Raw genomic sequence first — 23,932 nt, forward strand, 5'->3', positions numbered from 1 at the left:
CCTTATTTTTTAGCTGATACGGCTACACGGTGACTTGGTACATCCAGCACCCTGGTTACCGCATCAATGATTTCCTTTTTTACACGAACATCATCTGCTCCCTTTGCCACAATTAATACTCCACGAATAGCCGGTTTCTTCGTTTCTCTAACCAGAGGAACCTCTTTATCCCCTTCGCGTATAATCACAATCTTTTCATCTGTTGAAAAATCCTCAACCTTTCTCTGCCCGCCATCACGGTCTGTTTCTTCTGTTGTTTGGCGCTGCGCGACTGAATTCTTTTCGTAAACCTTTGTTTCTGTTGCGTCAATATTGACGATAACGGATACATTTGATACCCCTTGCATCGTTTCCAATGTACCCTTCAATTCACTTTCATACATTTTTTCAATATCTCCGATTGATCCAGACTTTTTTGATGAAGTTGATTTCCAGGTCGTGACCGCTTCCTCTTCTTTCTGATTTTGCGTAGAACTCGCTTGAAAAACTTTATTTGTTTGTCCATTTTCAGAGGTGGGTTTATTCGTAAACATGCTTGCCACCATCAGTAATATACCGGCAATTAAAATAATGGCAAGATACCGATATGTTTTCTTTTGTTTGCCTCCCTCATCTCCTTTGGACAATAAGTCCTTAATCTTTTGAATCCAATCATTCTTCAAAGCCCATCACCCCCTTCATTTAATCCGATTACAATTTTATTTGAATCGATCCCCCATATATTAGATAGTATTGTGGATAGTTCGGATGACGGTATATCATTCATATTGGTTTGTTTCTGATCAATGTTAATATCAATTTTTTCTACGGGCTGCACAACCTCTGAGCTGGACTCTTGGCTTTCTGCCACAAATACGTGTATGGTTTCAATATTTTCTACATTCATTTCTCCATTCTTATCCAAAAGTGTAATTGTAATATCTTGAATGGCATAATTACTTTGGTCCATCAGCTCCTTTTCTGCTTCATTCTTTAATTGGACAGCCATATGTTCCAATATATATGCCTGCTGTGTCTCTTCTATTTCTCTTTTCTTACTTTCCATTGAATTTTCTAATTTTGGATTTTTCCATGTACTGCTCTGCATGATTTTTTCCTGAATGTTACTTGTAAAATTTTTATTAAAAATAGATAGAATGGGAGCGATGAAAACAGCGATCAAAAGTAACCCGATAACTAGCTTTGTATATTTCTGCATGGTTGAGTTTGGGAGGAGCATGTCCAAAATGATCGCAAATAAGATAAAAACGATTATATTAGTTACCCAATCAGTTAAAATACTCATTCATTCAGCCTCCTATCGAACCATCATCGTGATATTTCCTGCAGCCACGATTACAGTAACGGTCAGGAAGAACATAAGGCTGACAATGGCCAATGCAGCGAAAACGAAAATGATATTTTTACTGATAATCTCAAGACACTTAATCATCTGCCCAGCTCCAAGCGGTTGTAAAATCGCTGCAGCCACCTTATATACCATGGCGATTAACAATATCTTTAAAGCTGGAAAAGCTGTCATAATCAATAGAATGACCACACCCGCTATCCCAACTGTATTTTTTAAGAGGAGAGATGCTCCAATTACGGTATCAGCTGCATCGGTAAACATCCTTCCAACTACCGGAATAAAATTCCCAGTCACAAATTTTGCTGTTCTAATCCCAATTCCATCCGCCACTGCAGTTGATACTCCTTGCACGGAGATCACTCCTAGAAATACGGTCATGAAGATACCTAGCAATCCCACACTCCAGGTTCGTAATAAACCAGCTAATTGAGTGACCTTGTAGTGCTCAGAAAGCATGCTGACTATGCTTAGCAGAGTCGATAGAAATAACATCGGCAAAACAATATATTCAATTAACGCTCCGCTCGTATTCATTAAAAACAGGAGCATCGGATGAAAGAATGCTGATGACAGAACACCTCCAGAGCTTGCGATTAGCGCAAGCAATAAAGGGATTAAGGCAACCAGAAAATCCGTGATGGCGGCAATCGTATCTATCACATAATCAACTGCTACATAGAAGCTATTCAGTGCAATAATCATCAAAACCATAAAGACAATTGCATTTGCCACTTTACTGACAGATGTTTTTTCAAATGTGCTTTGCAATGTTTGCAGAAAGACACTGAATACAGTCAACAGAATGAGCGTTCCGAGTAATTTTCCATTAGCAATAATTTCATGGAAGATGAATTTGAGAATACCACTGAGCCATTCTTTTAAAGAGAATTTTTTCTCTCCACTTATAAAATCTACAAAGCTTCCTTTTTGGGACTCAGGCAAAAAACCTCCATATTCCTCGTAAACCGAATCCCAAAATTGTTTTAAATCATCAAGAGGAATATCGCCCACATTAAATGTTTCAACAGCCTGCGTTTCTTCTGGCAAATCAGTAGAGGTGGGAGAGGCTTGAGTTGTTTGGCCATTGCTTAAGCTAAGAATTAGAAATAGAATGATGATACTTGTCCACTTTAATTGCTTCATTTATTCTTCAGCCCCTTTAAACCTTTCACCACAATGATTAGTTAGGAATCATCTGAATGACACTTTCAATAATGACCGTTAAAATTGGAATGGCCATCGTGAGGATAATAATCTTTCCAGCCAATTCAATTTTTGAAGCAATTGCACCCTGCCCGGCATCTTTTGTTATTTGTGATGTAAATTCAGCAATATAGGCAATTCCAATGATTTTCAAAACTGTTTGTAAGTAAACCATATTCACATTTGCATTAACGGCCAATTGCTGAATCATTTGAATGATTTCGTAGATTTTATCTATCAGAAAAAGAAATATAGCGCTTCCGACAAATACAACAAGTAAGAAAGCTAAATTTGGCTTTTGTTCCTTGATGATCATTGCCAGAAATGCCCCAACCAGTGCAACACCCGTTATCTGCAACATTTCAATGGCTCATCACCCCAATATTCCTATTGAAATAAAAACACGGATTTAATTCGATCAATCAACTGACCTACCACCTGTGCCACATTAAATAAGATATAAATAAAACTCACCAATATGACCCATTGTGAATATTCCTTCTTGCCCACCTGATCAAGAATCGTATGAATGAACGCAACAATCAGCCCGACCCCTGCAATTTTAAAAATAATATCGATATCAATCCCCATAACCCACTATCCTCCCTCTCGCTACATCATTAAAATGGCAATGAGCAGACCTGCAAAAAACCCTAGACTTCTGGCCATTTTGTCGTATTTCACCTGCTTATCAACGGCATCTGCTTCCTCCCTCTCGAGATGAACCAATGCCAACTGAATTTGTTTTTGCTGGCTCTCCCGATCATGTCTACCTAATGTTTCTCCGAATTGGAGAAGGATATCTATTTCTTTTTGCTGTAGTTCTGATTGTTTTCTTACCACTTCAAGACTTTCACCCCATGCTGCCGACACAGATTGATTGGCTGAGCCGAGCCTGCCTGCAAAGTCCGAAAAAAGAATTGAAACTGGAGCAGGAATTTGTTTCGCCAGTGTTAATACCGCTTCTTTTAAGGGAGAATGCCCATACATAATTTCAGCTTCCAAAATTTGAAGTGCCGCTCGTAAATCACGGATATGTTTAGGTCTGGTGATTAATTTTTTAGAAACTTCAAAGCCGATAAGGGATGTAGCTATAACAATTAAAACTGCACCTAAAATTTTAATCATATTCTCACTCTTTCCCCATCAAATAGCACCTTGCCTGTACGATCTTTTATTTTTGATATACATCCTGGCCGATCTATTCTCTTGAGTTCCACAATTCTCTCAAAATTAGCTTCCTGTACGATGTTTTTCATGATGGGTCTGGCTAATATATCATCAAGCGAATGTCCATGCGCCGTTATAAAGAGCGTTATACCAGCGTTTACGGCTTCCATCATCGCCTCAGCATCTTCTATTCTTCCGATTTCATCGGCCACAATGATTTCCGGGCTCATAGATCTAATCATCATCATCATTCCTTCAGCCTTTGGGCAGCCATCAAGCACATCTACTCTGATACCGAAATCCATTTGTGGAACTCCTTGAACACATCCGGCAATTTCAGATCGCTCATCTACAATTCCCACTTTCATCGCACGGATCGGATAGGAGCGATCTCCACTGGAAGCATAGCGGGCTAGATCTCTTAAAAATGTCGTTTTCCCCGTTTGCGGCGGTCCGATAATCAGAGTCGATAGCCATCGATTATGATATAAATAACGAACCCATTCATTTACCAACCCCTTCTTTTGTCTGGCAATCCGGATATTAAAAAAAGTGATATCTCTAAGTCCCTTCACTCTTCCATTTTCTAGAATGACTCTCCCTGCTAAACCAATCCGATGTCCTCCCTGAACGGTTATATAACCGCGTTTTAACTCTTCCTCGAGCATATAAAAGGAAAACTGGCTGACTTTATTAAGAAATAAATCTGCATCCTCCCGTAATACAGGCTTATGCCCATACGTGATTCCATTTCCGAACATGACTTCAAGCGGTCTTCCAACTCTAATTCTTATTTCTTCAATTTCCCCTGGATTTTTGGCTATTTCTTTTAACTCAGCGCCAATAGCCGGAGGTAATAATTCAATGATTGAATCCATATCTCTCCCTCGCCTGGTCTGTCATTATTTAAAATGTATTCATGGACAGGCCGTTTATGACTTTTTTAGAAACAAACGCGCGGTTAAATGACTATAACCGTAAAATAAAAATCTCTTTAGATTCGGAAAAAAGGTATAGAGATAGAAGAATCCAGTAAATTAATTGGAATGGCGGAACTAAGGAAAGGTGGAATTGGATGACGGGGTTGTTCACTATATATTTTGGCTTAAACAAAAAACTCCCGGGAATTTACTCCCGGGAGTCTTTACACCTATTTATTAACCTCTTGATACATAAGATGCATCAGAAGTATTGATGATCAGTTTGTCACCTTCATTTACAAAGAAAGGAACTTGAACAGTAAGACCAGTTTCAACAGTAGCTGGTTTCGTACCGCCTGATGCTGTATCACCTTTGATACCTGGTTCTGTTTCAGTTACTACCAATGTAACAGTTGTTGGAAGCTGAACGCCAAGTGTTTCCGTTTGGAACATCATGATAGACACTTCCATGTTTTCTTTCAAGAATTTCAATTCATATTCGATTTGCTTAGATGACAATTCGATTTGATCATATGTTTCGTTATCCATAAACACATGATTATCTCCACTTGCATATAAGTATTGCATTTTACGGTTTTCGATATGTGCTTTAGCAACTTTTTCACCAGCACGGAAAGTTTTCTCCTGGATAGCACCTGTACGAAGATTACGTAATTTAGAACGTACAAACGCAGCTCCTTTACCAGGTTTTACGTGTTGGAATTCAATTACTTGCCAGATACCGCCATCCACTTCAATTGTTAAACCAGTTTTAAAATCATTAACAGAAATCATACAATATAGCCTCCTACAGCCTTATAAAATAAGTAAATCTTTCGTTGAATGAGTAAAGGTTTCGTTAGAATCCTCCGTAATAAGGAGATCATCTTCAATTCTTACTCCTCCAACTCCAGGTAAATAAATACCAGGTTCACAAGTGACAGTCATGCCTTTTTCCAAAATAATATCAGATTTAGCAGAAAGTCCAGGACCTTCGTGCACTTCAAGCCCAATCCCATGTCCAAGGGAATGACCGAAGTATTCCCCATATCCTTTGGCAGCTATGATATCTCTTGCAAGAGCATCTGCTTCGCGACCTGTCATACCCGGTTTAATATGCTCCATTGCATACAACTGAGCTTCCAGGGTAACATCATAGATTTTCTTTAATTCATCAGTTGGGTTACCGACCGCCACTGTACGTGTAATATCAGATATATACCCATTATAAAGGGCACCGTAATCCATTGTGACAAAATCGCCTTTTTCTATTACTTTTTCTGTTGCAACACCGTGCGGCAATGCAGAACGTGCACCAGAAGCGACAATGATATCAAATGATGATGAAGTAGCCCCTGCTTTACGCATAAAGAATTCTAATTCATTTGATACTTCTATTTCAGTTAAACCTGGACGAATATACTCAATAATATGTTTAAATGCAGCATCTGCTATGTCTGCTGCTTCCTTTAATATCTTAATCTCTTGCGGTGTCTTAATCAAGCGCAATTTTTCAACAACATTGGAAACAGGAACAAGTTCACCTTCCACAACTTTTTCATATAACTTATAGGTCGCATAAGTAAGGTCATCCTGTTCAAACCCGATTTTTTTTGCATTCATTTCCTTCAATTGAGCTGCTATCTCATCTTGAATTGGTCCGCTATGTTTGACAATCTCAAATCCAACTGCCTGTTTACCCGCTTGCTCCACGTATCTAAAATCTGTAATAAATTTTGCATCCTTCTGGGAAATTACGACTACTCCCGCTGTTCCAGTAAAGTTAGAAATATATCTGCGGTTATATGGGTTTGTAATAATGATAGCATCAATATGTTCCTGACTTAATCTTTCACGCAATCTCTGAATTTTTTCCATTGAATAGACCTCTCCCTCATGATTAACTAGTCAATAAAGCACGTAACGCCAATTCATAGCCATTCAACCCAAGCCCTACAATTTGACCCTTCGTGACAGGGGCAGTGACAGATTGATGACGAAAAGGTTCTCTGGCATGGACATTTGAAATATGTACTTCTATTACCGGAACTGAAATAGAGGCGATCGCATCCCGTATCGCATAGCTGTAGTGCGTAAATGCCCCTGGGTTTAAGATAATCCCTGAAGCCGAGTTTGTTTCCGCCTCATATAGCCTATCTATTATCGCTCCTTCGTAATTGGATTGAAAACACACCAATTGCGCCCCGAGTTTTATAGACTGAGTCGCTAACGACTCTTCAAGATCTGCAAGAGTCGTTCTTCCATAAATCTCGGGCTCTCGAAACCCCAGATAATTTAGATTTGGTCCGTTGATTAAATAAATTTTTTTATCCATAACCAGGCTCCCGTGTTTTAAAGTGATACTTTCAATTTTAACACAAGAGTGAAAAATTCGACTACCTATTACTGGACGGAATCCACTTTTACTTTCTTTCCTTCCTCTGCCTCTAGTTTCCGTTCATGATATTCAAAACTAATGGAGTACCCGACAAATAGTCCGTACAAGACAAAGATACATAGTGTCGTTACAATGGTATCCGCTGATAGTTCCCCAACCGTTTTCATTCCTGGAAATAATGGCCTTAATACAAGGAATGAAAGACCCCACAGAGCAATCCCATAAACAATACCAATCCAATAAGATTGCATCTTACGAAAAATAAAGGAGTAAACATAAGCAAAGAGCATAGAAATAAGACACAGGCATAAAATTGACAGTACCACGCCCATCCACCCTTTAACAAAATCGGCTTTCACCCATGTGCGAAGAAGAAATGTTGGACCTATTTCCGTAAAATGAAAATAGTGACAGATTTGAAAAATCGCACCCCAAAGCAATCCTCCATAAAATCCAACTGAATTAATTACACCATAATAGCCCATCGGCTTTTTCAGCTTTTCTTTTGCTGTTTCCATATCCAATCACCTCACAACTGCTAGTATGTGCGAAATAGACAAAGTTCATAAGAGAAATGGAAACAATCACTAGTGAAATAGAGAAAAATTCTGTAGAATAGATAATATAGACAACTTAACCATTATGGAGTGATGAATAAATTGGATAATAAGCCAATCTACGGCGGACAGGCTGTATTAGAAGGTGTAATGTTTGGAGGCAAACATTGTACCGTTACAACCATTAAACGAAAAGATGGATCATTCGATTCCTATGCATTGCCAAAAACAAGCCATCCCCTGCTGATAAAATTAAAAAAGATTCCGTTTCTGCGTGGTATTGTGGCTTTATTAGAATCCAGTGCAATCGGCTCCAAGCATTTATCTTTCTCTACAGATCGATATGACGTTGACCCAGCAGATGACCATAAGATTGAAGAAGAAGAAACGTCTAAACTGGGTATGATTTTGGGCGTAGCAGGCATTGGGATTTTATCCTTTATACTCAGTAAATTACTTTTTACCGTAGTACCAATATTTTTGGCTGTTATTTTTAAGAGCATAGCACCCGGAGAAACAGTACAAGTATTATTAGAAGGTTTTTTCAAACTCACATTATTATTACTATATATCTATATCGTATCGTTAACACCGCTCGTAAAAAGAGTCTTTCAATACCATGGGGCAGAACATAAGGTTATCAACGCATTTGAAAGCAATAAGGAATTAACGGTGGAAAATGTTCGTAACGCATCTAGATTGCATTATCGATGCGGAAGCAGCTTTATTTTATTCACCGTATTTGTTGGAGTTTTTCTATATATGTTCGTTCCTTCTGATGTCCTTTATATTCGTATTTTAAACCGAATTGCCTTAATACCAATTGTCCTAGGTGTATCATTCGAAGTACTGCAGTTAACCAATAAAGTACGTAACGTTCCTGTATTGCGCTTTTTAGGTTATCCGGGACTATGGTTGCAGCTTTTAACGACAAAGGAACCAAGCGATGAACAAATTGAGGTAGCCATCGTATCATTTAACAAAATGCTCGAAACTGAAAATAACTACAAACAAGGTTTACTCGAAGAAAAAATAGTGTAAAGAATAATAAAAGAAAAATAATTTCCTTGCTTATTGTTTATTTTTTCCTAAATATGCCAATGATGCTCTTAAAGGAGGTGCTTTCTGTGAATCGTAAGAATTCGATGATTATTATTTATATCCTTCTTGGTTTCGCAGCTTTGGGGTTAATTTCCACTTTGATAAATAACCCGTTCGAACTAATTAAAAACGTACTCATTGGAGCCGCTGTTGTTGGGTTGATTTATTTTGTTATTACACGATTCAGGAATGGTAACTCGGGTGGAGAGTATCAGGCATACAGGAAAGCAGCCCGAAAAACAATCAAGAAGAAACGTAAACATGAAATGATTAAAACAAAAAGAAGCAAACATAATACACATGGATTAACTGTCATTTCTAAAGAACAGCTGATTAACAGACCTAAGAAAAAGTCAGATGTCAAACTGACTGTCATAGAAGGAAAGAAAGCACGTAAAAAAAACCGGGCCCTTTTTTAAAGAGTTCGGTTTTTTACGTGCTTTCGTTAAAGAACAATATATGATTGATACTTTAATCCTTATTTCACCTAACGGGTAAAATTAGAATAATAAGCTAGGGTGATTATAATAAAGGATAATCCATAAGTTATAGATTAAAAGTTTAACTGATAAATTGACTTATTTAAATTCTCCACGATACAACCATGGAAAAAGGCCATCTAAAAATCGTTCAGTTGCCGGCATAAAATAGGAACCATAATGATAGTCAGGATCAAGAGTCGTAATAATCCAAGTGCCCTTAGTTGATTGTTCATCTATATACAGTACAGATCCGCCATCATCCGTAGCTATAAGTGTGGTAGCATGCTCTGGTGGCCAAAATACTCCGTGTTGATGCCATGTTGAATCCTCAAGCGTAATATACTTAAAAAATTCATGGTCATCATTTTTAGTTACTAACCCACTATTTGCATTTTCTTCAAGCCACCACCAAAAATTCGTCTCGCGTTCTTCCCATTTTTGATTAGGGAGCCATTCCCATGGCTGTGGACCCATAGCCACAATAATACCGCCCTGATCAGCAAACTCATAGAACTTCTCTTTATTATCAAGCAGTATTTGACCATTTAATTGAGAAGGAACAATCAACACATCAAATCCTGTTAAATCAAAATCTTTCAATTCAAGCTGATAAATAAGAGAGTCTATGAATTGCGCATACTTTGGCTCATGAAAAGTTCTATAATGCGGCGCATGCCCGCCATAAATCACAGCTATTTTTCTCATTATGCCTCAACTCCTTTGGTGCGTACTATTTCCTTCTTAAGAACCTCTATAAATTGAGGAGTTATTTGATTTGTTGTGTTTTTCCGCTGACCATATCCTAATAAACTCCTGCCAGCATGAACAATAACTGTCCCATTCGTTGTTTCACGATCAATGTACGTAATGGCCTTACCATCTGTAAATGTTAGGCAAATCTCCGCATGTTTCGGTGGCAAATAAAAACCTCTTGCAAAGAAACCTGCAACACCCTTCGTATATACCATATCCTCTACTTTTACACCTTTAAAAATCGGTGAATCCTCAGGAACCTCTACTAGGTAATCCTGATGGCCGCGAATCTTCTTCGGCATCATTGGCGTACAGCCTGGCAGCCATTCTCTGAATAAGTGGCCACAAAAGACAACAATCTTTCCTTCGTTTAAGAATTGCTCTATTTTTTCTTTATGTTTATACAAATACTCCTGATCTGCAAAATCCGTAATAACCAAAACATTGTATGGAGCCAATTCAATGTTTGCAAACTCATATTCCATTAATTTAGTATGTTGACCGGATGATAATTCTGTTTTATAACCAAATGCATGATTCGGACATAGTTCCAGTATTTTAAGTTCCATTGTATCTCCTCCTTGTGTTGAGTAATCTAGCTTCAACTCCTAACTCCTCGAGTCATAAGTGTAGCCACTACAGGAGGAAAGATCACCTCCCTACGTGCCTCCTCTTATGCTTGTCGGAGCTGGGCAGTCGTTTCAGCTTTTTGCGCAATCTAGCTTCAACGGCTAGAAGCTCAGGACATAAGCATAGTCTCTGCGGAGGGCTACAGGACGTAGGTCACGAAGGCGTTGCCACACGATGTGGCGCTCTTAGCCTTTGTTCCTTAAAGCCTTCCCCTACGAGCCTCTGTCTTATGCTCTTCGCGGGCCTACAGGTCTCAGCTTTTTATTTAATCCACCTTCAGGGCCTAGCCGCTCGAGGTCGTAAGAATAGCCACTACGGAGGCCAACACGATGTTGGTCACAAAGACGTTACCACAGGATGTGGTGTCTTTAGTCTTTGTTCCATCAAACACTCTCCCTGCGCACCTCCTCTTATGCTCTTCGCGGGCCTACAGGATGTAGGTCATGAAGACGTTGCCACACGACGTGGCGCATTTAGTCTTCGTTCCTTAAATCAGCCGTTTCAGCTTTTTATGTAATCTAGCTTCAACGGCTAGAAGCTCAGGACATAAGCATAGTTCCTGCGGAGGGCTACAGGACGTAGGTCACGAAGGCGTTGCCACACGATGTGGCGCTCTTAGCCTTTGTTCCTAAAAGCCTTCCCCTGCGAGCCTCTGTCTTATGCTCTTCGCTTCTGGGCAAGCCGTTTCAGCTTTTTATTCAATCTAGCTTCGACTCCTAGGAGCTCGAGTCATAAGCAAATACTCTGCGGGGAAGAACTTTCCCTTCGAGTATTCGTCTTATGCTCTTCGCTCCTGTTCAGTCGTCTCAGCTTTTTATTTTCAAAGTAGTAGCATGCCTCTACTAATTTTTTTGTGTAGGGATGTGTTGAGTGGTTTAGAACTTGAGAAGGAGGTCCGCTTTCGACAATGGTCCCTGTCTCAAGTACCATCATTCGATCTGCTACATTACCGACAGACTGAATTCGGTGCGTAATGTATAAAACAGACATATGAAATTCAACCTGAAATTTCTTTAATAGGTTGATGATTAACTTTTCTGTTTGCGGATCCAGAGCAGATGTAATTTCATCGGCTATTAAAAGCTTAGGATTCATTAATAAAGCTCTAATAATAGCTAATCTCTGTTTTTGTCCTCCGGAACATTGGCTTGGTTTTTTTGCTAATAATTCCGTCGGTAAGTCCGCCTTAGCCATTAATTCTTTTATTTTCTTTTTTATTGATTCCGGCTTTTCCTTTTTAAGTACAAGCGGTTCCATTAAACTTTTCTCCATTGTCCAAAACGGGTTAAAGGAACGCTCCGGATTTTGGTAAATATATTGAATCGTACAACATGGCTCTTTTTCAACAAGTCCGCTTGTCGGTGATTGAATTCCCATAATAATTTCAGCCGTTGTAGATTTACCTGACCCTGATTCTCCTATCAAACAAATAAATTCATTGCACAAAATCTCAAAATTGATTCCCCGAAGCACATCCTGATTTTGGTAGCTTTTATTTACATCTTGAACTCTTAACATTCATTGCACTTCCTTCATCAGTTGTTTATCACTTAAACTAAAAATCCGATCCGAGATTGCATACGCTACATCTAAATCATGCGTGATAAATAATAGACTGATCCCATGTGAACGGACTTTTTCCTCCAAGAGTTCCACTACTTCTTTTTTCAATATAGGATCCAGCGCACTTGTGCATTCATCTGCAATCACAAAAGCTGGTTTATTTACCAGAGAGAGTGCGATTAGAGCCCGGCTCAACATGCCGCCGGAGCACTCATGCGGATACTTGTCCAAAATGTTTTTATTTAACGCGACTTCCACAACACTCTTCTCAGCTTCCACAAGACTTATACCGGTTTCTAAAAACTGTTCTTTTATTTTTAATACTGGATTAAATGCCGCCCGTGCATCCTGATAGATAAATGAGCATGTTTTCCAGTAGTGCTTTTCTCTAAAGGATTTCTCGCGAACAGACTCACCGTCATATGTAACATCGCCAACCCAGTTCTCAGCCGGCAATAATCCGTACAAAGCTCTGGCTATCGTTGTTTTTCCACTGCCTGAAGGCCCAATCAAACTCACAATCTCTCCTCTTTTGATCGTAAACTCGATATTTTCAACAATAGTAGTCTCGTCATATGTAACCTGCTCCAAGTGACAATATAAATCGCGAGACTTGCCGGTCACTGGTGTTGTACCCTTTTGTTTCTTTGTTTTTGAAGACTTCTTCTGTTTATCTTCCAATAAGAAAGCAAGCGAAACCGATGTGATGAGCAGCATAATCACTGGCGGCAATACAATCCATGTCCATTGGCCAGTTAAGAAAATAGATGTTTGTGTGAAAGCCATATTTAACATGCTTCCCCAAGATATCACATTCGGGTCACCCAAACCTAGGAATGCTAAACCTGCTTCTGTCAAAACAGCAGATTGAAATGTCATCACGAATTTAGTCTTTATGATGGGCTGCAATTGCGGAAGAATATGAGATTTCAATACATAAAAAGAACTGCCACCAAACAGCGCCGATGCTTTTACAAATTCTCTTTCTTTTAATGTTAAAACAGAGGATCGAATAATTCTCATATAACCCGGCCACGATAAAAGACTTAAAATGATTACAAGCTGAATTACACCGGAACCCGTAAAAGCAACAACCAATAATATCAAAAGCAAATTTGGAAGCACTAATAAAATATTGGCCAGCCCGTTAATGAATTTATCGAATTTCGGCAAATATCCCGCTGCCAGTCCCAGCAATACACTTAAAACTGTCGAACACAGAGCAATACAAAGTCCAATTAAGACACTTGTACGGGTTCCATATAATAATTGGCTAAATATATCCTGACCTAAACGATTTGTACCCAGCCAATGCTCAGATGAAGGAGGTTCAAACAATCCTCCGCTATAATCCATTACTGAATAAGGAGAAAGTAATGGACCAAAGAATGCCAACAGCATGACCACGGCTAAACAAAGTAAAGGGAACTTATAGAACTTTTTCAACATGTTTGCCCCCTCTAACACGTGGATCTAGTTTAGGATAAATAAAATCTGCCAGTGCATTGCAAATCAAAATCATAACAGCAAATAATAAAAACAGACCATGCATCAATGGGTAATCCCGTGAAAGAATGGACTCTTTTAATAACTGCCCAATTCCCGGGTAAGAAAATAACGTCTCTACAAAGATTGCTCCTGTAAAGGTGTAGCCAATTCTTATCATAATCAGAGTAAATATAGGTATTAAAACATTTTTAAACGCATGTCTGAAAACTAACCGGATTTCCCTGACGCCCTTCATCTTCGCAAATTCAATGTAAGGTGAGGAAGCTACCTGAATCGTTTCATTACGCACGAGTAAATAGATCCTTGTCAGGTTTACCATGGTTAATGTCACTATTGGTAAAATAGCATACTTAGCCGCATCATTAACTTTTACCCATATTGATTCGCTATCCATAAACGGTGTATGGGCTCCGCTCATTGGAAGCATATCCAGCATAACTCCAAACACAATAAGCAATAGCATACCGAATAAAAATTCGGGTAAAGCGCCAATTGCCAGCATTGTTGACATGAATGTTTTATCACCTTTTTTATGATGAACCCAACCCGATAACAGTCCTAAAAAAATACCAATTACAATAGATAGAACAGAAGAAATTCCGACAATCCATAGCGTGTAAGAAATATGGTCCATTATGATATCATTAACAGGCAATTTATAAGTATATGAAAATCCAAAATCAAACTGTACGATGCCAACTATATAATCAATAAATTGTTCAGCCATTGAATCATTCAGCCCATAATATTCAATCATTGAATTCTTTTGTTGCTCTGTTAAAGTTGCACCGCTTTCCTGCCCCTCTAAATATTCAAGAGGTCCCCCCGGCATTAGTCGAGGAAGAAAAAAATTTAAGAGAATCAAGATAAGAAGAAGAGAACCGTACAGCTTAAAAATTTTAATCATATTCAATAAACGCTGCCTTGTTATCTGTTAATGGAATTCCGTCTGAAATACCACCATATGTGTTAAACCATCCATCAAATACATTAGCATCATAAACAAAGTAGAACGGGCGATGGTAAATCACTAATGTAGGCAGCTCTTCAGCTAAAATATCCTGCATAGAATCAACTGTTTCGTTACGCTCTTCCCCTTCTTGAGACAGTTGTTTACTAGCCAACTCGTTAAATTCTTGATGATTGAATACAGCATTCCCAGCATATGCATTGCTTGCCTGACCAGAGAACCATAAGCGGAGGAAATCAGGATCCCCACTTAATCCAATGTGCCCTGTTAAAGCCATATCATATTTCCCTTCACTCATAGCAGTTGTAAAAGTAGCTGTATCTACTGTTTGAATTTGCAATTTCACCCCTACATCAGCAAGCATTGATCTCATTAATTCGGCTTCCTGAGGAGTAGAAGAAACCAGAAGTTTTAAGCTAAGCTCTTCTCGAACACCATTTTTATTTTTTTCATATCCGAGTGAATCTAACATTTCATTTGCTTGATCCACATCATAATCATATTTTTTTACATCTTCATTAAACCAATCCGAATCAGGTGGAATTACCCCTCCGCTACCAACAATGGTTTTGGAATTCCCCAATACTTTTTCTGCTATTTCACCTCGATTAAGTGCATAGGCAATTGCTTGACGTAGCCTTTTATCACTTAACTGTTCATTTTCCAAATTAAAAACAATACGAACTGCGCTTCCTGTTGGATTACTTTGAAGCGCTTTAAACCCTTGTTCTTCCATTTGCTTCACTTCTGTATAGTTATACGTCATGCCGCCGGTTATTTCCCCTTTTTGCAGGGAGAGCATTTTATTCTCTACATTCAAATATTGAACTTCCTTAACCGTAACATCACCTTTGAAATAAGCCTCATTTGCTAGGTAACGATAATTACCAGTCGAGCTGTTATAGCTATCAAGAACATATGGACCTGTACCTATTAATGCATTTTCTTCCGTATATTCCATTGGATTTTCGATTTCTGACCAGATATGCTCTGGTAGAATTGGAAGAATTCCGGCAATTTCAGTGATAAATGGGGAATATTCCTCGGTCAACGTAATTGCAACTTTGTGATTTGATATTTTCTTTAGTGAAGCTATTTTAGACATATCTGCATTCCACTGGAACGCATGTTTCTTAAAATAGTTATATGAAAAGACAACATCATCGGCGGTTAATGATTCTCCATCATGAAACTGCACATCTTTTTCTAAATTAAACGTGTATGTTAGCTTGTCCTCAGATACTTCCCAGGAAGATGCCAGCCAAGGAATTACCCCAGTCTCATCTTTCCAAGTAAGCGAGTCAAAAATGAAACTGCTGCGTAAATATCCTCCGGGACCATTTGAGGTAAATGTAAATGGAGATGGGAACCCACTATCTGCCCATGCAATCTTCACGGTCTTATTTTTTTCAGATGCCTTTGAATCTGTATTTGTATTTGGTGAAGTGCCACCACCTGAACATCCTGCGAGCAGGATGAATAATGATAGTAGTAAAAATGAAATCCTTTTCATCCATACAACTCCCTTTCAACATATGATGGTTCTTATCATATAACAGTTGATAATGATTATCAATATCATTATTTTAAAAAATTATAATCGTTTAATAAATGAGAAAAACGTCCTATACAAAATACACTATATAATGGAAAATATTACTAATATATAAAGAAAATGTTTTTATTTTCTCATTCAATTTATTATATCAACATATTCTTAACGTTTATAACTATTAAGAGCCACTCTTTTTGAGACAAAAAAAGCACCCTACTATTAGTAGATGCTACAAAGTGTACTTGTTTATTGTTTTATATCATCTGATTCGGTAAACCCAATCCTTAAGAAAATGCTTCGCCGCTTCTTTACCTTGATCAATTAATACTAGCCGCTGATTGTCAGAAATAGAAAACTCTATAAATCCCGCCTCTTTAATTGGTATAAACACAATGTTTTTAACGAATTTTCTTGAAATATATCTGGCATCATGAGCATTCCTCATCGTTTCAAATAAAGATGTAAAAAGTTCGATTGCATTATTGATATCACGCTCATGGACCACTGCTTGTTGTTTTTCTGGTACCAGCCTTAATCCCAGCACCGGTCTCTCAGCGATAACATTATCTTGATCAAACAGCCACATAGGAAAATTACTTAAAACCCCGCCATCTACGATAACCCTTTTCTCCCCTACCGTTCGAAGCGTAATCGGCTGAAAGAAAAAGGGGACAGAGCAGCTCATACGAATCGCTCTCGCCACTAAGAACTGATTGGGGTTTATATTATATTTTGGCAGATCATCCGGCAAAACCATCAATCTTCCATTTGTTAGATCAGATGCAATAACTCTCAATTGTTTATCAGCTAAATCTGCAAATGTCCTAATATTTTTCCTGGCCAATACCTCTTTAATCCATAGCTCCAAGGCATCCCCTTTGTAAAGTCCCATACTCCAATATAATTTGAGCCATTTGGCTAGTGGAAAATGTTTATTTTTTTTTGTTTCCAATAGCTTCGTTAATTTAACGCTTTTCATAATTTCATTAATTTCGCTCCCTGAGTACCCCGCTGCTATAAACCCGGCAATGATTGCGCCTGCACTTGTTCCGGCTACTCTTTTAAACCGATATCCCTGCTTCTCTAATTCAATTACTGCCCCAATAAGAGCAAACCCTTTTATACCTCCTCCGGAAAACACTCCGTCAATAAACAAATAAAACCCCTCCCCCCTTACTTACTCATTTTTAATCTGGGAGAGAGAGGTTTAGAACACATTAGGTAAAGTATTGTATTTCTGCATTCGGAAAGAACTCTTTGATGGAGTTTTCTATATGAGTTTTCAAAGCATTCGCTTCTTCATCAGGATAGACATATTTCCCTATACCGTATTTCCCCCATTTATACTTACGCTTCGTTTCATCCATCTCAAGCTTTGTCTTAGGATATCGTGCTTGAATAACTTTTTTTGCCGGCTTTGTAAAGCGATGCTGGATGAGTTCAAAGCTAATTTTCATCATGGACAGCTCTTCACCTAACGCATGCCTCAAACGATCAAATAATTCGTAATATCCTTCTTCCCAGCCTTCATGCATATATATCGGAGCGACTATAAACCCAAGATGATATCCCGCTGCTGCCACTTTTCGAGCAGCCTCCAACCGCTCATCAAACGAAGAGGTTCCTGGCTCAAAATTTTTTATAACATAACGGGAGTTTATGGAGAAGCGGAAACTGGTTTTTCCATTATGTCTAGCATCAAGCAAATGATCGACATGATGAAATTTAGTTACAAATCGTAATCTTCCATATTCAGTACTGCCGATAAAATTAATCGTTTCCTTTAAGGAATGCGTGAGGTGATCAATACCTACTATATCGGAGGTACAAGCCGCCTCAAATCTTGTGATTTCCGGCGCTCTCTGTTCCATATATTTACTTGCCTGTTCAAAAATCTCTTCTAGATTCACGTACACTCTAATATAGGGCTTACTGCCAAGCGTTGTTTGTAAATAACAATAATGACAATGCCCCATACATCCTGTAGCCAGCGGGATCGCATACTCTGCTGAAGGCTTTGATGTATCAAATTTTAATGTCTTCCGTATTCCAATCACCATCGTGGATTTGGCGATTCGATATTTTTGCAGTTCATTATCACCGGGCAAATCGCGAATCTGATTATGGGATGTGGTTTGCCTAATTTCCACTGGCAGGCTCTGAAATTTTTCATATAAAGCCTTTCCTAACGGATATTCCAATGCTTTAGGTTCAAAATAAACTAATTGAGGAATAAATGGTTTCATGTTTTTCACCTACTTAACAGATAGTGTGTTCAGAAATAAAAAAAAGGATGGCGTTAATCTTTACCATCCTTTTTATCACTTATATCAATTTTTTATTTACAATCCACATTTAAGCTGAGCACCGCAGTTCGTACATGTATTGCACCCACCAAGTTCCTCCACTTTTCCTTGGCGGCAGACCGGACAAGTATTTCCAACTTCGCTTCCGATTGTTACGCTTGTTGATTCAAGTGCATCAATTGTGTCGATAAGAACAACATGCTGCTTCGTATGTTGTGGCTGAGTGGATTGATCCGTATCGTTTTCAGCCTTTAACGTTAATACCTGTGTATCACGGCTTCCATCTACGTATACAGTTCCACCCTTAGCTCCGCCTTTATATAGACGCTCATACACTCGTTCTACTTGTTCAACGGAATATCCTTTCGGTGCATTTACCGTTTTACTGATCGAGCTATCAATCCAACGTTGGATAATGCATTGTACATCAGCGTGTTTCTCAGGAGTTAAATCCATTGCAGAAATAAACCATGAAGGTAGATTATTGCTGTCTGCATTAGGATTGCGACGTAAATACTCTTCTACTATATCAGCTTTCACTTCAATAAATTTACCCAAACGTCCGCTTCTGAAATATGTGAATGAGAAGTATGGTTCAAGACCTGTAGAAACACCTACCATTGTACCAGTGCTTCCAGTAGGAGCAACTGTTAACAAATGTGAGTTACGAATACCATATTTCATGATTCCTTCACGAATATGTTCAGGCATTTTTTTCATATACCCTGTATTAATAAAACGTGTGCGCAATTCTTTCGTTTCTTCCTCTGATTCACCAACTAAGAATGGGAAGCTGCCTTTTTCTTTCGCGATTTCAATAGATTCCTCATATGCTGCAGTTGCAATTGTTTCAAATACAATATCAACCAGCTTATTTCCTTCTTCGGAACCATATTCTTTTTCACAATAAATAAGCATATCATGCAGACCCATTACACCTAGGCCAACGCGTCTTTCCCCTAGAGCCTGTTTTTTATTGGCTTCAAGGAAGTATGGAGTCGCGTTAATAACATTATCCTGCATGCGCACGCCCACTTTTACCGTTTGTTTCAGTTTCTCCAAGTCCACTTGTTTGCGATCTTTATCTGTCATTTCAGCCAGATTGACAGCAGCCAAGTTACATACAGAATAAGGAGCCAATGGCTGTTCCCCACAAGGATTCGTCGCAACTACTTTTTGACCGTACGCTTTAGCGTTTGTCATATCGTTTGCATTATCGATAAAGAAAATGCCCGGCTCCGCAGAATAAGTCGCACAGATATTGATTAAATTCCATAATTCGCGAGCTTTAATTTTACGATATACACGCACAGCATAACCTAGTTTCTCCCATTCGCGTACATCACCGCAATCAGCCCATTTTTCATTATAGGCTTTCATATCTTCTTCATTATAGGACTCAACATCCGGGAATCGAAGTTCATATTCTCCGTCATTTTCTACAGCTTCCATAAATTCTTTTGTTAAGCACACTGAAATATTGGCACCTGTTAAAAAGTCTGGATTATGAACAGTATCATTTCCACCAGCGGAAAGTTTTTCTTCTGCTTCCTTAATGATTGCCTCATTAAATCCGCCAAACCCCGAGATGTTTTTATAATTGACTATGCCTTGATACATGGCTTCCTCTTGCATTGTGAGCGGAGTGAATTTCAATTTTTCAGATGCATGTCTACGAATTACTTCATCCTTGCTGACTTCCATTAAGAAGCGCAAAATTTTAGGATTTTGCATTTTTGAGATGATAAATTCTACGATATCCGGATGCCAGTCAGAGAGCATAATCATTTGAGCTCCGCGACGGGAACCACCCTGTTCAACTAAGTGAGTTAATTTTGCAATATCATCCAACCAGGATACTGCACCTGAGGATTTTCCGTTTACACCGCGAGCAAGCGTGTTTCTTGGACGTAAAGTGGAACCATTCGTACCGACACCGCCTCCGCGACTCATAATTTCCATCACATGTTTGCGATGTTCAGAAATCCCTTCACGGCTGTCATTAATAAATGGCATTACATAGCAGTTAAAGTAGGTTACTTCTGTTTCAGAACCGGCTCCATAGAGCACACGTCCTGCCGGGATAAAATTCGTTTGAACTAATTCATTATAAAATTTATCAAACCATTCCTTGCGTTTCTCTTCCGTTTTTTCAACTTCAGCCAAACCGCGTGCATTCCGTTTCGCAATCTGTTCATAATAAATTTCAAGTGGTTTTTCAATGACGTCGAGTGATTTACAAATCAGACCGGTTTTAATTTCATCATGCTTGTCCAAGGATGAGCGGAATTCTTCTTCAACCAATACATGTGCTTTCTTGGCTTCCCAATCAATATGTTGGATGTACCCAAGTCCACGGGCAGGAAATTTTGGGTCTTCTTTAATGGTAAGTACAACAAAATCTCCATTACTAAGAGTCATTTTTTCCGTATCTTTGAAGGAATAGCGATCTATCATCACAAGCCTTGAAACACCCTTATACGTCTTATTCATGTCTGGAGTAATCGGAAAAACTTGCGGAAATAGGGCTATATCTTTATTTAACCTTTCGACATTTATAGACAACTTGCGATTTGTTACAGTAGGCAATTTGATCTCTCCTTCAACCAATAATATTATCTCTTTTTTATTTATCTTTGTTAAGTTCTTAAATGAATATCTCTACGTTATCATAGGCTACATTTTAATTCAACATATAGTATTTGTATTTTTATAATTCATACCACATATAGTGTCTGGAGCATCTTCTGCTAAAATTGTCAATTATTAAAATTTTACAAAAAGTAAAGAAAATCAAAGATATAATCTTCTTTTTAACTATTTTCGAACCAAAATAAACAAAATCTCAGCTTGCATATTATGAAGCTTAACTATGCTTCATATAACAGCATTTTTGCATTTTCGACCCAAAAATTTTTTTCTAAAAAATAAATTTTTGTCCATAATGCACGATACTTGATTTATAGTGATTTGTAAACTTATTGTCCTTTCTAATAACGCTATATCGATATAACCATTATTTTGAATCCAAAGACAATATGTCTACCTTCCTAAATGCAATAATTTTTTATCACAAATTCGTAAACTATTACCAGAAAATTTTTTTGCCAGACAAATATACGAACTGTATAATAGTAAAGTGAACAGAAAGAGAAAGTGGGGATTGAATTGCCAACATCATTAATCGTATTAATTGTTCTGGCTGTATTGATCATTGGATATTCCATCTACAGTTGGTTCTCCAGCAAAAAAATGGTTACGACATTGTCCCAAGAGGACTTTAAAGCTGGCTATCGAAAAGCTCAGTTAATAGATGTTCGTGAGCAAAAAGAGTTTGATGGCGGACATATTTTAGGAGCCCGCAACATACCTTCAACACAATTGAAAATGCGTATGAAGGAACTCCGCAAAGATAAACCTGTTTATCTTTATTGTCAAAGCGGAATGAGAAGCACACGAGCTGCTCAGATGCTATATAAAAAAGGCTATCGTGAACTTTATCAACTCGAGGGCGGCTTCAAACAATGGAAGGGTAAAATTAAAACTAAATAAAATCAAAGAGCCAATGCAGGGTATGCACTTGGCTCTTTATAATTAAACGGATATTTTTTATGATTTCGTTTTATTACCACTGTTAAATTCATCTACCAGATTCTCTGCTGCTTTTTTATACAGCTGGCTCATATGAGAAAGAGAAGCGATCATTAATAATTTCTCAAAATATTCAACATCGCCATTGAACTCATCCAGAGTGCCGCCTAAATGTACCCCTTCTTCTTTTGCCTCAGAGATACTCTCTAGTATGTCTTCTTTAAATTTATGAGCATTGTGATCAGTCAAGCGCAGAAAGCTGGAATACAGCTCATCAAGCTGTAAGTCTTCCTCTACTATCTTAGTGTTCAAGGGTCCCAGAATCGTTTTAATGTCACTTATAGAGAGTGTCCCTTTCAACTGATAAATCAGGCTGATTACTATTAAATGCCGCTTAGAATATTTTTTATTTTTAATAGGAAAAAATACTTTACCCTTGGCATAATTGTTAATCATCGTTTTAGTTAAAACTTTTTCATCATCATTCCGCTTAGACATTTTGAATTTACTCTCGAATAATTGAATGACTTGATCCATATATAAATCAATATCTGGTATATCCTCTAATGTGATTTTATCTTGCAATCCCAGTTGATTGATAAGTTCTTCATTGTTTTTCATTTTGTAACCTCTGTTTACTAATAGTAATTTCTATTATACATTAACCATTCAGATTCTGTAAGGATGGTGAACTTTTAGCATTTTATAATTTATCGGAATACTTGGCAATTTGCTCTATCTCATAGGAAGCAACTTCATTTATACCCTTTTTATCCTGCAGCGCACATATATACATAGCCTCTGCCACCATTTTTCCTTGTACCGGCTTATATTTCTTAAGAGGACCTTTAAATACAAACGGGCAAGATTTACTGACTAAAGCTGCCAATCCCTCTCCCAATCTAAATTCTTGCCTATTCCCCAATAAAAGTGATGGTCTAAAAATGGTTAGACTGTTTAATTGAAGCTGTTTCAATGCAGTCTCCAGTTGCCCTTTTGTTTTGCAGTAAAACACATGGGATTTTTCATCAGCACCCATTGCAGAAATAATTAAGAATTGACGAACCTGGTGCTGTTTAGCATTCTCTGCAAGCATCAACGGGTATGTATAATCGACTTTCCTAAACGCTTCCTTTGTCTTCGCTTTCTTAATGGTTGTACCCAAACAGCAAAAAATACAATCAACATCACTTGGTAGAGGTTCCTGATCCAATTGTTCAAAATCCGGAAAACTTTCCCTAAGCTTTGAATGTTGAATACCCGTGCTGGTCCTTACCCATACAATCACTTTCTCAAATTCACGTGAATCCAAAAGCGTTGTCACCAACTCCTTTCCAACTAATCCGGTTGCCCCAATTACTAACCCTACTTTACCGGTCATCTATTTTCCTCCATCTACCCTTTATTTTCGTTTCCTCTATTATAATCTATTTTCGTCATGCATGAATTCCATTAAAATTGAGAAAATAACTATAAATCCATAAGAGGGAGGATGAAATATATGAAAGAAGAAAGCACTCATGAATTTGTAGAAAATTTGCATGAAAAGCAACAAAAGGCTGAAAAGAACCAAGCTAAACAAGGATATGGACGTCCAAGCAAAAAACTTCCAAATAAACAGCATTAATACCTTGTAATCGAATGCCATGAGTTATGTTTCTCATGGCTTTTTGCTTACTTGCCAGCCTTTCTTACGATTAATTAATCCCATAAATAGAGTAACACCTATTAGTACCACTAAAACCCATTACTTCCATTAACATAAAATTCCCTGTTAGATAGCATTATTTTATAAAGCCCTCAAAAATTCATAATATTGCTCCTTCTTATATTGCAGGTTAGTGGAATCAAACAACCTTATATATTCATATCT

26 protein-coding genes are annotated in these 23,932 nt (G+C 38.0%); 4 read left to right on the plus strand and 22 right to left on the minus strand.

All coding sequences use genetic code 11. The features are described 5' to 3' along the window. Nucleotides 1–2: 2 nt before the first annotated feature. The 11 genes from spoIIIAG to A8L44_RS09825 all read right to left on the minus strand — a co-directional run bounded on the left by spoIIIAG (nucleotide 3) and on the right by A8L44_RS09825 (nucleotide 7,560). Entirely contained in the window at nucleotides 3–662 is a 660-nt protein-coding gene (gene spoIIIAG / locus A8L44_RS09775; RefSeq protein ID WP_066104959.1) for a stage III sporulation protein AG, read from the minus strand. Beyond that, nucleotides 659–1,285 carry a stage III sporulation protein AF gene (spoIIIAF, locus tag A8L44_RS09780; RefSeq protein ID WP_066104961.1) on the minus strand — a complete coding sequence of 209 codons (627 nt, stop codon included), beginning with the start codon at nucleotides 1,283–1,285 and terminating at the stop codon, nucleotides 659–661. Before spoIIIAF ends, spoIIIAG begins: the two co-directional genes overlap by 4 nt. 12 nt (nucleotides 1,286–1,297) lie before the next feature. After that, nucleotides 1,298–2,494, minus strand: a complete 1,197-nt coding sequence (gene spoIIIAE / locus A8L44_RS09785) for a stage III sporulation protein AE (RefSeq protein WP_066104964.1) — start codon at nucleotides 2,492–2,494, stop codon at nucleotides 1,298–1,300. A gap of 37 nt (nucleotides 2,495–2,531) precedes the next feature. Next, complete coding sequence (gene spoIIIAD / locus A8L44_RS09790; protein WP_066104967.1) at nucleotides 2,532–2,915, minus strand: stage III sporulation protein AD; 384 nt, start codon at nucleotides 2,913–2,915, stop codon at nucleotides 2,532–2,534. Between the two features lie 26 nt (nucleotides 2,916–2,941). Next, nucleotides 2,942–3,145, minus strand: coding sequence for a stage III sporulation protein AC (gene spoIIIAC / locus A8L44_RS09795; protein ID WP_049670184.1), 204 nt, complete (start codon nucleotides 3,143–3,145; stop codon nucleotides 2,942–2,944). Nucleotides 3,146–3,166: 21 nt separating this feature from the next. Next, nucleotides 3,167–3,682 (minus strand): stage III sporulation protein SpoIIIAB, encoded by a 516-nt coding sequence (gene spoIIIAB / locus A8L44_RS09800; protein ID WP_066104970.1) that lies wholly within the window; start codon nucleotides 3,680–3,682, stop codon nucleotides 3,167–3,169. After that, the gene (gene spoIIIAA, locus A8L44_RS09805) at nucleotides 3,679–4,602 is read right to left on the minus strand and encodes a stage III sporulation protein AA (RefSeq protein ID WP_066104973.1); all 924 of its coding nucleotides are present in this window, start codon (nucleotides 4,600–4,602) and stop codon (nucleotides 3,679–3,681) included. Before spoIIIAA ends, spoIIIAB begins: the two co-directional genes overlap by 4 nt. A gap of 279 nt (nucleotides 4,603–4,881) precedes the next feature. Next, complete coding sequence (efp, locus tag A8L44_RS09810) at nucleotides 4,882–5,439, minus strand: elongation factor P (protein ID WP_066104976.1); 558 nt, start codon at nucleotides 5,437–5,439, stop codon at nucleotides 4,882–4,884. A 21-nt stretch (nucleotides 5,440–5,460) separates the two neighbouring features. Continuing rightward, the gene (locus tag A8L44_RS09815) at nucleotides 5,461–6,522 is read right to left on the minus strand and encodes a M24 family metallopeptidase (protein WP_066104978.1); all 1,062 of its coding nucleotides are present in this window, start codon (nucleotides 6,520–6,522) and stop codon (nucleotides 5,461–5,463) included. A gap of 22 nt (nucleotides 6,523–6,544) precedes the next feature. Then, entirely contained in the window at nucleotides 6,545–6,979 is a 435-nt protein-coding gene (gene aroQ / locus A8L44_RS09820) for a type II 3-dehydroquinate dehydratase (RefSeq protein WP_066104979.1), read from the minus strand. 68 nt (nucleotides 6,980–7,047) lie between these two features. After that, nucleotides 7,048–7,560 carry a YqhR family membrane protein gene (locus A8L44_RS09825; protein WP_066104981.1) on the minus strand — a complete coding sequence of 171 codons (513 nt, stop codon included), beginning with the start codon at nucleotides 7,558–7,560 and terminating at the stop codon, nucleotides 7,048–7,050. Nucleotides 7,561–7,692: 132 nt separating this feature from the next. Here A8L44_RS09825 and A8L44_RS09830 point away from each other — a divergent pair, with 132 nt between their 5' ends. Together A8L44_RS09830 and A8L44_RS09835 are read left to right on the plus strand one after the other, a co-directional pair. Then, nucleotides 7,693–8,640: a DUF1385 domain-containing protein gene (locus A8L44_RS09830; protein WP_066104984.1), complete on the plus strand. Its 948-nt coding sequence runs from the start codon at nucleotides 7,693–7,695 to the stop codon at nucleotides 8,638–8,640. A gap of 86 nt (nucleotides 8,641–8,726) precedes the next feature. Beyond that, complete coding sequence (locus A8L44_RS09835; RefSeq protein WP_077248061.1) at nucleotides 8,727–9,119, plus strand: SA1362 family protein; 393 nt, start codon at nucleotides 8,727–8,729, stop codon at nucleotides 9,117–9,119. A 159-nt stretch (nucleotides 9,120–9,278) separates the two neighbouring features. Here the strand turns inward: A8L44_RS09835 and A8L44_RS09840 are convergent, their stop codons facing one another. The 9 genes from A8L44_RS09840 to A8L44_RS09885 all read right to left on the minus strand — a co-directional run bounded on the left by A8L44_RS09840 (nucleotide 9,279) and on the right by A8L44_RS09885 (nucleotide 21,057). Further along, nucleotides 9,279–9,887, minus strand: coding sequence for a hypothetical protein (locus A8L44_RS09840; protein ID WP_066104987.1), 609 nt, complete (start codon nucleotides 9,885–9,887; stop codon nucleotides 9,279–9,281). Next, entirely contained in the window at nucleotides 9,887–10,504 is a 618-nt protein-coding gene (locus A8L44_RS09845; protein ID WP_066104990.1) for a phosphate starvation-inducible protein PhoH, read from the minus strand. Before A8L44_RS09845 ends, A8L44_RS09840 begins: the two co-directional genes overlap by 1 nt. Before the next feature lie 790 nt (nucleotides 10,505–11,294). Next, on the minus strand, nucleotides 11,295–12,083 hold the full coding sequence (locus A8L44_RS09855; RefSeq protein WP_066104997.1) for an ABC transporter ATP-binding protein: 789 nt from the start codon (nucleotides 12,081–12,083) through the stop codon (nucleotides 11,295–11,297). Then, the gene (locus A8L44_RS09860) at nucleotides 12,084–13,577 is read right to left on the minus strand and encodes an ATP-binding cassette domain-containing protein (RefSeq protein WP_066105000.1); all 1,494 of its coding nucleotides are present in this window, start codon (nucleotides 13,575–13,577) and stop codon (nucleotides 12,084–12,086) included. It abuts the gene before it with no gap. Then, nucleotides 13,558–14,544, minus strand: coding sequence for an ABC transporter permease (locus A8L44_RS09865; RefSeq protein WP_066105646.1), 987 nt, complete (start codon nucleotides 14,542–14,544; stop codon nucleotides 13,558–13,560). The genes A8L44_RS09860 and A8L44_RS09865 overlap by 20 nt, the downstream gene beginning before the upstream one ends. Further along, nucleotides 14,537–16,120, minus strand: a complete 1,584-nt coding sequence (locus A8L44_RS09870) for an ABC transporter substrate-binding protein (RefSeq protein WP_066105003.1) — start codon at nucleotides 16,118–16,120, stop codon at nucleotides 14,537–14,539. The genes A8L44_RS09865 and A8L44_RS09870 overlap by 8 nt, the downstream gene beginning before the upstream one ends. Nucleotides 16,121–16,421: 301 nt before the next feature. Next, entirely contained in the window at nucleotides 16,422–17,318 is an 897-nt protein-coding gene (locus A8L44_RS09875; protein WP_066105006.1) for a patatin-like phospholipase family protein, read from the minus strand. A 61-nt stretch (nucleotides 17,319–17,379) separates the two neighbouring features. Further along, nucleotides 17,380–18,408 (minus strand): spore photoproduct lyase, encoded by a 1,029-nt coding sequence (gene splB, locus A8L44_RS09880; RefSeq protein WP_066105011.1) that lies wholly within the window; start codon nucleotides 18,406–18,408, stop codon nucleotides 17,380–17,382. Nucleotides 18,409–18,504: 96 nt separating this feature from the next. Further along, a complete protein-coding gene (locus A8L44_RS09885; protein ID WP_066105649.1) occupies nucleotides 18,505–21,057 on the minus strand; it encodes a vitamin B12-dependent ribonucleotide reductase in 2,553 nt (850 codons plus the stop codon). Between the two features lie 579 nt (nucleotides 21,058–21,636). Between A8L44_RS09885 and A8L44_RS09890 the strand changes: the two genes are divergently transcribed. Further along, a complete protein-coding gene (locus tag A8L44_RS09890; RefSeq protein WP_225983605.1) occupies nucleotides 21,637–22,020 on the plus strand; it encodes a rhodanese-like domain-containing protein in 384 nt (127 codons plus the stop codon). Nucleotides 22,021–22,077: 57 nt separating this feature from the next. On the opposite strand, the gene A8L44_RS09895 is transcribed toward A8L44_RS09890, so the two are convergent. Continuing rightward, nucleotides 22,078–22,680, minus strand: coding sequence for a DUF1836 domain-containing protein (locus A8L44_RS09895; RefSeq protein WP_066105014.1), 603 nt, complete (start codon nucleotides 22,678–22,680; stop codon nucleotides 22,078–22,080). 82 nt (nucleotides 22,681–22,762) lie between these two features. Then, the gene (locus A8L44_RS09900) at nucleotides 22,763–23,440 is read right to left on the minus strand and encodes an NAD(P)H-binding protein (protein ID WP_066105017.1); all 678 of its coding nucleotides are present in this window, start codon (nucleotides 23,438–23,440) and stop codon (nucleotides 22,763–22,765) included. A gap of 120 nt (nucleotides 23,441–23,560) precedes the next feature. Between A8L44_RS09900 and A8L44_RS18540 the strand changes: the two genes are divergently transcribed. After that, nucleotides 23,561–23,686 (plus strand): DUF4023 domain-containing protein, encoded by a 126-nt coding sequence (locus A8L44_RS18540; protein WP_077248062.1) that lies wholly within the window; start codon nucleotides 23,561–23,563, stop codon nucleotides 23,684–23,686. The last annotated feature ends 246 nt before the right edge of the window (nucleotides 23,687–23,932 follow it).

The organism is Bacillus sp. FJAT-27986 (assembly GCF_001685035.1).
Lineage (GTDB): Bacteria > Bacillota > Bacilli > Bacillales > Pradoshiaceae > Pradoshia.